Below are 11,606 nucleotides of genomic sequence, written 5' to 3'. Positions count from 1 at the left end.
TGTAAATGCGAGAAGACGATTTTCCGTTCCCTTTTCTGTAAGATTGATAAATATATACGTCCTTATTGTTTGGACTACCAGTAATGTTTACATACATAACAAATCACCTCTTGTCTCTATTATAACATACAAGCACAAACAAGTATATACTAAAACGCAAAATTTGACAAAAAAATAAGCCAAAAATGGCTTAAATAAGAACAAATATTCGATTTTTCTGTACAATTATAGGGTTTTCTGTTATAATTGAAATCAGTAAATTATATAAAGGTATTATTAATTTTGAAATTGGAAACAGTAAAAAGAATAAAACGGTAGTATTAAAATAAAAAGATGTGAACTAGGATTCTGGAAGTAATAGAAAAAATATTAATTATTTTATTCAGAGGTGAAAAGCTATGTCAGAGTTTAAATTACAAGCCCCATATCAGCCAACCGGTGACCAGCCACAGGCAATTGAGAAACTGGTTAAAGGGTTTAAAGAAGGCAATCAGTTTCAAACATTATAAAACACTTGCTGCTCAGCTATATGGTGAGTTTAAGGAGATGTTCCCGGAAAATGCGGTTGAGTATTTTGTTTCTTAATCCGATTTTGTGCGATTTTATGTGTTGAATTGTCCATTTAATACAGATAATCCGTATAGTTTGGACAAAAAAGTATGGAATGGACGAAATAATACAAAACGGATTTGTGACCTGGATTCGTGTAATTGAGGAAACGGTTATAGAAAATGAATAAAAGAGGAACATATTTTGAAAGAAAAATTGATAGAGATTTTTGAGAGAGCAAATGAAAGATTTTTAAGTGAAAATATAGATTTTATTGTGAGCAATGTATCGGAAAGAAGTTTGTGTAGTACCTTGGCTCAGTGTATTTATTTAGAAATTAATAATAGTATATTCGCAAATTATCATGTGGATGTTGAATACAATAGGAATAAAGGAAAAGTAAAAACTATTTATAATGATGATCTAGAAGTAGTTTCTATTGTATGTGATCTTATTGTGCATAGCAGAGGTGAGATTGTAGAGAAAGATAATCTGATTGCTTTGGAAATGAAAAAATCATATCGATCACAAAAAGAAAAGGAGAAAGATAGGGCGAGATTGGTAGCATTAACAAGGGATTCATATGATGGAGTCTGGTCGTTTGATGGAAAAACATTACCAGAATATGTTTGTGGATATGAGCTTGGTATATATTATGAGATAGATAAAAGATGTAATTTATTATTTATAGAATACTATGCTAAAGGAGAAAAAATTAAAAGCTATCGGAGAGCAATCAAATAGTTGTGTTTGTTATAGATATATCATGTGAATACATGAAAGCTGATTTGATTGAGAATCGTTAAAGAACTATCTGCTCTTTGAGTGCGAAGAAAGGATGATTAAGGTGGAAATAACAAAACAGATGGAAATGGTCTTATATCACTCAGAGCAACACGATGTTACCGTTAATGCAATTATAAAAGATGAAACAATTTGGATTACACAGAAAGCTATGGCTGAATTGTTTGGAATAGATAAATCGGGAATCAGTAGACATTTATCTAATATATTTAAGTCTGGTGAATTAGATGAAAAAGTGGTTGTTGCAAAAATTGCAACAACCACTCAACATGGTGCAATAGAGGGAAAAACACAAAGTTCTTTGACAAATTATTATAATTTAGATGCAATTATATCTGTTGGTTATCGAGTGGATTCTAAACAGGCAACTCAATTTCGCATTTGGGCAACGAATGTATTAAAAGAGTATATGAGAAAAGGCTTTGTCATGGATGATGAGCGCTTGAAACAAGGGAAAACTTTATTTGGTAAAGATTACTTCCGTGAATTGCTTGAGAGAGTTCGTTCTATCAGAGCTAGTGAAAGACGAATCTGGCAGCAAATAACAGATATTTTTGCTGAGTGTAGTATAGATTATGATAAAACCTCAGAAGTTACATATAAGTTCTATGCTACAGTACAAAATAAATTCCATTTTGCTATAACAGGAAAAACAGCAGCAGAAATTGTATATGATACAGCAAATCATACAAAAGATAATATGGGATTAACTACCTGGAAAAATGCTCCGGATGGACGAATTTTAAAGTCAGATACATCAATTGCCAAGAATTATTTGAACGAAAAGCAAATTCGTCAATTAGAACGTGCGGTTACAGGATATTTTGATTATGTCGAGGATCTGATTGAAAGAGAAAACGTTTTTACAATGCAGGAGTTTTCAGATAGCATTAATGCATTTCTGGAATTCCGTAGATACGATATCTTACGAGATAATGGGAAGGTATCGCATAGGCAGGCATTAGAAAAGGCATATCATGAATATGAAATATTTAACAAAACTCAGCCGATTGAATCTGATTTTGATAAAATTGTAAAAAAATTGAAAACAAACGATAGACGTTGTTGAACAAAATTGACGTAACTGTAAGAATATTCAATAAGTCAGTTTACATTCATATCGAAATAGTGGTTTGTTTGGATATGAATGTTGAATTATAAGCTTACTGAACAAAAGTGCCGGAAACGTAAAAAATAGTCAATGAATATTCACCTGACAACTTTGTGTGTATTACGATTACAAATTTACGACCTAAATTCGTGTAAGAGCAAAAATTCAACACTCAACCAGATTTTTAGGGCAAAATTACACGAATTTGTGGCTGATAGTAATCATAACAAAATCGAGAAAACAAGCCATGCATACCTCGATTTCGCTTACGCTACATCTCGGTGAGGGCTTGCGCCCTATACATCTGTCCAAAATAGAAAGTGATTGAATGCAAGCATTCATCACGTTTCTATTTGTCCATATGTGCATGGCTTTAAGGAGGTCAAATCATGGATAAATTCATATTACACTCCGAATATAAACCAACTGGTGACCAGCCACAGGCGATTGAAGCTCTTGTAAAAGGGTTCCAAGAAGGCAATCAATACCAGACTTTATTAGGAGTTACGGGCTCTGGTAAGACTTTTACCATGGCAAACGTTATTGAACAATTAAATAAACCGACACTCATAATCGCTCACAATAAAACCCTGGCAGCGCAGCTCTACGGAGAATTTAAGGAATTCTTCCCAGAAAATGCAGTGGAGTACTTTGTAAGCTATTATGACTATTATCAGCCGGAAGCCTATGTTCCATCGACGGATACTTATATTGCAAAGGATTCTGCAATTAATGAAGAAATTGATAAATTAAGACATTCTGCGACGGCTGCTCTGACGGAACGAAGAGATGTTATTGTTGTTGCGAGTGTATCTTGTATCTATGGAGTTGGTAGCCCTGAATTTTATAAGGATATGACATTATCATTGAGACCGGGAATGATAAAAGACAGAGATCAGATTTTAAGAAAATTAGTTGACATTCAATATACAAGAAATGATATGGACTTTAGGCGTGGAACATTTCGGGTTCGTGGAGATGTTGTGGAGATTTTTCTGGCTTCTGCAACGGATACTGCAATCAGAGTTGAATTTTTTGGTGATGAGATTGATAGAATAACAGAGATTGATGTTGTAACAGGTGAGGTTAAGTATATTTTGGAGCATGCTTATATTTATCCTGCATCGCATTATGTTGTTGCACCTGATCAGATGGAGCCGGCGTTAAAAAGGATAGAAGCGGAGCTTGAGGAAAGAGTTGAGTACTTTAAAAGTGAAGACAAGCTTTTAGAGGCACAGCGAATTGCGGAACGAACGAATTTTGATATTGAAATGCTTCGGGAAACTGGCTTCTGCTCTGGTGTAGAGAACTATTCAAGGCACTTAAACGGATTAGAACCTGGGGAAACGCCATATACACTTATGGATTTCTTCCCGGATGATTATTTAATTATTGTTGATGAATCTCACATTACGATTCCACAAGTAAGAGGAATGTATGCGGGAGACCAGTCAAGAAAAGGAACTTTAGTCGATTATGGATTCCGTCTTCCTTCGGCAAAAGATAACAGACCACTTAATTTTGAAGAGTTTGAAGATAAGATTAATCAGATGATGTTTGTTTCTGCAACCCCTTCTGTATACGAACAGGAACATGAGCTTTTGCGTGCAGAGCAGATTTTAAGGCCTACGGGTCTGCTGGATCCAGAAGTTATTGTACGACCGGTCGAGGGACAGGTTGATGATTTGGTTGGTGAAATTAATAAAGAAATTGAAAAGCATAATAAAATACTTGTTACGACATTAACGAAGAGAATGGCAGAGGATTTAACGGATTATATGCGGCAAATAGGAATTCGTGTTAAGTATCTTCATTCCGATATTGACACACTGGAACGTTCACAAATCATACGAGATATGCGTATGGACGTTTTTGACGTTCTTGTGGGAATCAATTTACTTCGTGAGGGGCTTGATATACCAGAGATTACGTTAGTTGCGATACTAGATGCAGATAAAGAAGGTTTCCTGCGTTCGGAAACCTCGTTAATACAGACAATTGGACGTGCTGCAAGAAATGCAGAAGGACGGGTTATTATGTATGCAGATACGATAACCGATTCGATGAATAAGGCGATTACGGAAACGCAGAGAAGAAGGAAGCTTCAGGATGAATATAATAAGGCGCATGGTATAACACCTACGACAATTAAAAAAGCAGTCAGAGAGCTTATTAGTATCTCAAAGAAAGCAGATTCTATTGGATTTGATTTAAATAAGGATCCGGAATCAATGAGTAAAAAAGAATTGGAAAAACTGGTAAAAGCAATTACAAAGAAAATGAATACAGCGGCAGCAGAACTTAATTTTGAACTTGCAGCGGAGTTAAGAGATCAATTGATTGAATTAAAAAAGCAGTTACTAGATTTGGAGAATTAATAGGATAAAAAGTAAACTTAGCAAGCTACAATTAGTTAGATGGAGGCAATTATGGCAGCAAGAAAAAAGTATATTAAAATCAGAGGAGCAAAAGAACATAACTTAAAAAATGTTTCTGTTAATATTCCAAGAGATGAATTTGTTGTATTGACAGGGCTTAGTGGTTCCGGAAAGTCTTCCCTTGCATTTGATACAATTTATGCAGAAGGGCAAAGAAGATATATGGAATCTTTATCTTCTTATGCAAGGCAATTTTTAGGTCAAATGGAAAAACCGAATGTTGAAAGTATAGAAGGTTTATCACCTGCCATTTCGATTGACCAGAAATCTACGAACCGGAATCCACGTTCTACAGTTGGAACAGTAACCGAAATTTACGATTATTTTCGTTTATTGTATGCAAGAATTGGAATTCCTCATTGTCCAAAGTGTGGTAAAGAGATAAAAAAGCAGACAGTAGACCAGATGGTAGACGAGATTATGAAGTTGCCGGAACGTACAAAAATTCAGTTGATGGCACCAGTTGTCCGTGGAAGAAAGGGTGAACATGCTAAGATTTTTTCACAGGCGAAAAAAAGTGGATATGTCAGAGTTATGGTAGATGGAAGTCTATATGAACTCTCGGAAGAAATCAAACTTGAGAAAAACAAGAAACATAATATTGAGATAGTTGTAGACCGTCTGGTAGTAAAAGAAGGAATTGAAAAACGTCTGGCTGATTCGATTGAAACGGTATTAAAATTGGCAGATGGGCTTATGGTAGTAGATGTTATCGGGCAGAATCCAATTAATTTTAGTCAGAGCTTTTCATGCCCGGATTGCGGTATTAGCATAGATGAAATTGAACCACGCAGTTTTTCATTTAACAACCCGTTCGGTGCATGCCCTGTATGTCATGGGATTGGTGTTAAAATGGAATTTGATGAAGATTTAATTGTTCCGGATAAGTCAATCAGTATAGCAGATGGAGCAATTGCAGTGCTGGGATGGCAGTCAGTAACAGACCCATCGAGCTATACCCGTTGTACGCTGGAGGCATTGGCAAAAGAATATGGATTTGATCTTAATGTTCCATATAGAGATTTGCCGGAACAGATTCAGCATATGTTAATGTATGGCTTTGGCCGAAGTGTAAAGGTACATTATCGGGGGCAGCGTGGTGTGGGAGTATATGATGTTCAATTTGAAGGTCTTATTAAAAATGTAGAACGCAGATATAGAGAAACAGGATCTGACAGCACGAAACAAGAGTATGAAACATTTATGCGAGTAACGCCATGTAAGGAATGTAAAGGAAGACGATTGAAACCGGAAGCATTAGCTGTCACAGTCGGTAATAAAAATATTTCAGAAATAACGAATTTTTCGATTGAAGAGTTGTCTGACTTTATGAATCATTTAAACCTGACAGAGCGTCAGGAGAAAATTGGTGAACTTGTGTTAAAAGAGATTCGGGCAAGAGTTGGTTTCCTGATGGATGTCGGGTTAGATTATTTAACACTGGCACGTTCGGCTGGGTCTTTATCTGGAGGAGAAGCACAGAGAATTCGACTTGCGACTCAGATTGGATCGGGGCTTGTTGGTGTTGCTTATATTTTAGATGAACCTAGTATTGGTCTGCATCAGAGAGACAATGATAAATTATTAAAGACACTATGTCATTTAAGAGATTTAGGTAATACATTAATTGTAGTTGAGCATGATGAAGACACTATGCTTGCAGCAGACTATATTGTGGATATTGGTCCAGGCGCAGGTGAGCATGGTGGAGAAGTTGTTGCACAAGGCACAGCAAAAGAGATTATGAGAAATAAGAAGTCAGTCACAGGGGCATATTTGAGTGGAAGAATTAAAATTCCGGTGCCAAAGGAGAGAAAAAAGCCTACTGGTTCAATTGTAATTCGAGGTGCAAGAGAAAATAATTTGAAAAATATTGATGTTGAGATTCCTTTAGGTGTTATGACTTGTGTTACCGGTGTGTCAGGTTCAGGAAAAAGTTCTTTGGTGAATGAAATTCTTTATAAACATTTGGCAAAGGAATTAAACCGGGCGAGAACGATTCCGGGCAAGCATGATGGAATTGATGGCTTGGAGCAGTTAGACAAGGTAATTGACATTGATCAGTCTCCAATTGGAAGAACACCACGTTCTAATCCTGCAACCTATACAGGTGTATTTGACTTAATCCGTGATTTATTTGCTGCGACTCCGGATGCAAAAGCAAAGGGATATAAAAAAGGACGTTTTAGTTTTAATGTAAAAGGTGGTCGTTGTGAGGCCTGCAGTGGTGATGGTATTATCAAAATAGAGATGAACTTTTTACCAGATATTTATGTACCATGTGAAGTATGTGAAGGAAAACGATATAATAGAGAAACGTTAGAAGTAAAATACAAAGGAAAAAGTATCTTTGATGTTCTTGATATGACAGTGGAGGAGGCATTAAAATTCTTTGAGCATGTTCCTTCTATCTACAGGAAAATCGAGACATTAAATGATGTGGGACTTTCTTATATTAAATTAGGACAACCTTCGACTACACTATCTGGAGGAGAGGCACAGAGAATTAAATTAGCGACTGAATTAAGTAAACGGAGTACGGGAAAAACGATTTACATTTTAGATGAGCCGACTACGGGGTTACATTTTGCAGATGTTCATAAGTTGATAGAGATTCTTCATCGTCTTTCGGAGGGTGGAAATACGGTTGTAGTTATTGAGCATAATTTGGATGTTATTAAGACAGCGGATTATATTATTGATATTGGTCCTGAAGGTGGAGATAAAGGTGGAACTATAATTGCACAGGGAACACCGGAGGAGATAGCAAAGAACCAGACTTCATATACCGGTTATTATATTAATAAGATGTTGGAAAAAGATAAGGAAGAGCAACATTAGAAAATAATGATGAGAAAGGAAAATGCAGAGCTACCCTTTTTTCATTGAATCAGTTTGGGTAGTATCACAAGCTTATTTGTGAGATGTATGGGAATGGATATGAAATCAGATTTTTTTGCGATGATGTCAAGAATGAAATATATAGAACGGTGGGCATTAATGCGTAATTCAGAAAAGGAAAATGTAAGTGAACATTCTTTAGAGGTAGCAATGATTGCCCATGCATTAGCAGTAATCAGTAATGTGCGTTTGGGAAACAATCTAAATACAGAGCGGGCTGCATTGATTGGACTATATCATGATTCTACGGAGATTATAACAGGAGATATGCCTACCCCGGTTAAATATTATAACAATGAATTGAAAACTGCATTTAAAGAGGTAGAAAAGGTGGCTGCTCAAAAGTTGCTTTCTATGCTTCCGGATGACATGAGAAATTATTATGACAGTCTATTCTTTTTAAATCCAAATAACGAAGAGGAAATATATCTCTGGAAATTGGAGAAGGCAGCAGATAAGCTATCTGCTCTGATAAAGTGCATCGAAGAAGATAAGGCGGGAAATAAAGAATTTTCAAGTGCATATCAAGCTTTATGGGATAGCTTAATTGACATGGAGCTGGAAGAGGTTAACATATTTATAGAAGAATTTTTACCATCCTACCGGAAGACCTTAGATGAGCTTACCTGAAACGATGAAGAGTTTGAAAAAATTAAAAATTCATTTTGACAACAATAGGAAAAGTTAGTACAATAGAGGTTATATATTTAGATAGACCAGATTTTTAAAGTTTACGAAATTAAGATTAGGAGGAAAACAACTTGGAAAAAGAGATGGTTATTGTACTTGATTTTGGTGGACAATATAATCAATTAATTGCTCGAAGAGTCAGAGAATGTAATGTATATTGTGAAGTTCATCCTTATAACATGAGTTTGGAAGAAATCAAAGCAATGAATCCGAAGGGAATCATTTTTACAGGTGGCCCAAACAGTGTATATGGAGATGATTCACCAAGATGTGGAAAAGAAATATTTGAGTTAGGAATTCCAGTCTTAGGAATTTGCTATGGTTCTCAGTTAATGTCATATTTACTAGGAGGAACGGTAGAAACAGCTCCAGTCAGTGAATATGGAAAAACAGAGGTAGAAGTTGATAATACTTCTGTATTATTTGATGGCGTGTCTGAGAAAACAATCTGTTGGATGAGTCATACCGATTATATTAAAACAGCTCCAAGTGAATTCAAAGTAATCGCACATACACCAGTATGTCCGGTAGCAGCAATGGAATTACCAGAGAAGAAATTATACGCAACACAGTTCCATCCAGAGGTTATGCATACAAAAGAAGGTATGAAAATGTTATCTAATTTTGTATATAAAGTATGTGGATGTGTCGGTGATTGGAAAATGGATTCTTTTGTAGAGTCTTCTATACAATCCATTCGTGAAAAGGTAGGAAACGGAAAAGTATTATGTGCCTTATCAGGTGGTGTAGATTCTTCTGTAGCAGCTGTATTACTGGCAAAAGCAGTTGGAAAACAATTGACTTGTGTATTTGTTGACCATGGTTTGTTACGTAAAAATGAAGGAGATGAGGTAGAAGCCGTATTTGGTCCGGAAGGTCCATACGATTTAAATTTCATTCGTGTAAATGCCCAGCAGAGATTCTATGACAAATTGGCGGGAGTCGAAGAACCAGAAGAAAAACGTAAGATAATTGGTGAAGAATTTATCCGTGTATTTGAAGAAGAGGCAAAGAAAATCGGAGCAGTAGACTTCTTAGTACAAGGAACAATCTATCCGGATGTTATTGAAAGCGGACTCGGCAAATCAGCAGTAATTAAATCACATCATAATGTAGGAGGACTTCCTGATTATGTTGATTTTAAAGAAATTATCGAACCACTTCGCCTGTTATTTAAAGACGAAGTACGAAAAGCAGGATTAGAGCTTGGAATTCCGGAACATTTAGTATATCGTCAACCATTCCCAGGACCAGGGCTTGGCATCCGAATTATCGGTGAAGTAACACCGGAAAAGGTGAAAATCGTTCAAGAGGCAGATGCAATTTATAGAGAAGAAATTGCAAAAGCAGGCGTGGATAAAAACCTTGGTCAATACTTTGCAGCATTAACAAATATGCGTTCTGTCGGAGTTATGGGCGATGAAAGAACTTATGACTATGCAATCGCATTACGTGCCGTTATGACAAGTGATTTCATGACAGCGGAAGCAGCCCAGCTCCCTTGGGAAGTGCTAAGCAAAGTAACAAGCAGAATCGTAAATGAAGTTAAAGGGGTTAATCGGGTAATGTACGATTGCACGGGAAAACCACCGGCTACGATTGAGTTTGAATAACCATTTGTGAAAATCGAGCCTTTGTTTGCAATTATTCCAAACAAAATAAGTTAAGTTTTGGCAACGATTTGGCAACACAATCTAACGCAAAAGTGTTAAGCAAAAAAGTATATAAATTATAATATAAAAGAAGACCTTACTGATTTTCTTTTCCAAACTGGAGAGGAATTTCGGTGAGGTCTTCTTTTTATCTATCCGTCACTTGTATGGTCTGTTGTCATTGGAAAAGGAATTAAAGCAGACCACGTTTTTTCATTTCTTCTGAAAGTGCATCTTGGAGTTCTGCATCCAGATCATCAGAAATGGCATTTCTTACATAGCCAGTGGTTGGCTTGATATTAGGATAGTTGTATCTCCAATTATCATACTCATTCCGGGAGAGTTCACCTTGTTGTAGCTTGGAATATTGAGAATACCAAGTCATGAGCATAGGTGCTATCTGGTCATAAGCCTGATGCTCCTCATCAAGAGTGATACATGGTAATCCATTTTTGTCGGTACTGATCTTAAATCCATATTCGTCCTCAAGGGCGAAGAAAGTATGCAGCAATCCGAGATATGAATCAATATTAGGTACAGTGATTGCTCTGGGTGTGACACCAAAGATATCTGCGAGTTGTTTGATAAGATCATCTTTTGGAGTACGGGCTTCCGTTTCATATTGTGCGATACGAACATCAGATGTTTTGCCCATGAATCCAACCATCTCGCCCAGTTCTTTCTGCTTCAATCCTTTTCTGTTTCGGAATAATCGTATTCTTTTTCCTAACATAGTTGCCTCCTTTTATCCGTTAATGTTGCCATTAGCATAATAGTTAAATCAATTTGTTTAAGTCTAGTATAACACCTGTAAATAATGTAATCAAGAAGAACCTTAACAAAAAAAGTTAATTTTTTTATAGAAAAGGTCTTGACTTAACTGAAAAGAGTTAATATAATAACGATACATAACTTAACGGATAAAAGTTAAGTATAAACTAAATGAGTGTACGAAACCGAACAAACCGCCAAGACCTTCTATATGAAGCGAGCGCCTGAGTACAAATAAAGAAAGGTACAAGGGATGGCACAGCGCCGAGCAGGGTTGCCTGTCAGAACGGGGACGAGAATACAACAAACAAAATCTTCAATGAAAGGAGGCGAAACAGATATGGAAGAAAAGACATTTTTAACAGTGGATGAAGTTGCAGAAATCTTAACAGTTTCAAAGTCAAAGGCTTATGAGATTGTAAGACAGCTTAATAAGGAATTGAAAGAGAAAGGTCTTATTACAGTAGCTGCAAGAGTTAGTAAAGCTTATTTTTATGAAAGAATGTGCTACAGCAAAGAGTAGAGGAAGGAGTTGATTATATGTCGGTTTATAAAGACAATGCTATAAATGGTACAATATATATGTACAAAAAATCCAAAATAAAAATGTACAGATGCTATACTGTTACCATGGAGGTAAACAGTATGATTTTAAAAAGCAGCATCATTGTAGATTTAAAAATTAATTCA

The 11,606-nt window shown here is 36.1% G+C and carries 8 protein-coding genes and 1 pseudogene; 8 read left to right on the top strand and 1 reads right to left on the bottom strand.

All coding sequences use genetic code 11. The features are described 5' to 3' along the window. Positions 1–398 precede the first annotated feature (398 nt). The 7 genes and pseudogenes from FYJ58_RS15335 to guaA form a co-directional block, all read left to right on the top strand. Positions 399–582: pseudogene (locus FYJ58_RS15335) on the top strand (DEAD/DEAH box helicase family protein); the annotation flags it as partial. Between the two features lie 171 nt (positions 583–753). Continuing rightward, positions 754–1,293, top strand: a complete 540-nt coding sequence (locus tag FYJ58_RS14175; RefSeq protein ID WP_205839279.1) for a hypothetical protein — start codon at positions 754–756, stop codon at positions 1,291–1,293. A gap of 94 nt (positions 1,294–1,387) precedes the next feature. Further along, positions 1,388–2,422 carry a virulence RhuM family protein gene (locus FYJ58_RS14170; protein ID WP_205839278.1) on the top strand — a complete coding sequence of 345 codons (1,035 nt, stop codon included), beginning with the start codon at positions 1,388–1,390 and terminating at the stop codon, positions 2,420–2,422. Positions 2,423–2,853: 431 nt separating this feature from the next. Then, a complete protein-coding gene (uvrB, locus tag FYJ58_RS14165) occupies positions 2,854–4,842 on the top strand; it encodes an excinuclease ABC subunit UvrB (RefSeq protein ID WP_154520334.1) in 1,989 nt (662 codons plus the stop codon). 51 nt (positions 4,843–4,893) lie between these two features. After that, positions 4,894–7,743 (top strand): excinuclease ABC subunit UvrA, encoded by a 2,850-nt coding sequence (uvrA, locus tag FYJ58_RS14160; protein ID WP_154520333.1) that lies wholly within the window; start codon positions 4,894–4,896, stop codon positions 7,741–7,743. 99 nt (positions 7,744–7,842) lie between these two features. After that, positions 7,843–8,433 carry a 5'-deoxynucleotidase gene (gene yfbR / locus FYJ58_RS14155; RefSeq protein WP_154520336.1) on the top strand — a complete coding sequence of 197 codons (591 nt, stop codon included), beginning with the start codon at positions 7,843–7,845 and terminating at the stop codon, positions 8,431–8,433. Between the two features lie 131 nt (positions 8,434–8,564). Next, positions 8,565–10,106, top strand: a complete 1,542-nt coding sequence (guaA, locus tag FYJ58_RS14150) for a glutamine-hydrolyzing GMP synthase (RefSeq protein ID WP_154520332.1) — start codon at positions 8,565–8,567, stop codon at positions 10,104–10,106. 232 nt (positions 10,107–10,338) lie between these two features. Here the strand turns inward: guaA and FYJ58_RS14145 are convergent, their stop codons facing one another. After that, entirely contained in the window at positions 10,339–10,878 is a 540-nt protein-coding gene (locus FYJ58_RS14145; RefSeq protein WP_154520331.1) for a helix-turn-helix domain-containing protein, read from the bottom strand. Positions 10,879–11,169: 291 nt separating this feature from the next. On the opposite strand from FYJ58_RS14145, the gene FYJ58_RS14140 reads away from it, so the two are divergent. Further along, positions 11,170–11,439: a hypothetical protein gene (locus FYJ58_RS14140; protein WP_328597866.1), complete on the top strand. Its 270-nt coding sequence runs from the start codon at positions 11,170–11,172 to the stop codon at positions 11,437–11,439. Positions 11,440–11,606 lie beyond the last annotated feature (167 nt).

The organism is Velocimicrobium porci (genome assembly GCF_009696045.1).
GTDB lineage: Bacteria > Bacillota > Clostridia > Lachnospirales > Lachnospiraceae > Velocimicrobium > Velocimicrobium porci.
The sequence above is the reverse complement of the archived record's forward strand: the minus strand, read 5'-3'. Positions and strand labels throughout refer to the sequence as shown.

Coding starts and splice junctions, on each gene's coding strand:
- FYJ58_RS14170 (WP_205839278.1), top strand. CDS start 1,388: ATGATTAAGGTGGAAATAACAAAACAGATGGAAATGGTCTTATATCAC.
- yfbR (WP_154520336.1), top strand. CDS start 7,843: ATGAAATCAGATTTTTTTGCGATGATGTCAAGAATGAAATATATAGAA.
- uvrA (WP_154520333.1), top strand. CDS start 4,894: ATGGCAGCAAGAAAAAAGTATATTAAAATCAGAGGAGCAAAAGAACAT.
- FYJ58_RS14145 (WP_154520331.1), bottom strand. CDS start 10,878: ATGTTAGGAAAAAGAATACGATTATTCCGAAACAGAAAAGGATTGAAG.
- FYJ58_RS14140 (WP_328597866.1), top strand. CDS start 11,170: ATGGCACAGCGCCGAGCAGGGTTGCCTGTCAGAACGGGGACGAGAATA.
- uvrB (WP_154520334.1), top strand. CDS start 2,854: ATGGATAAATTCATATTACACTCCGAATATAAACCAACTGGTGACCAG.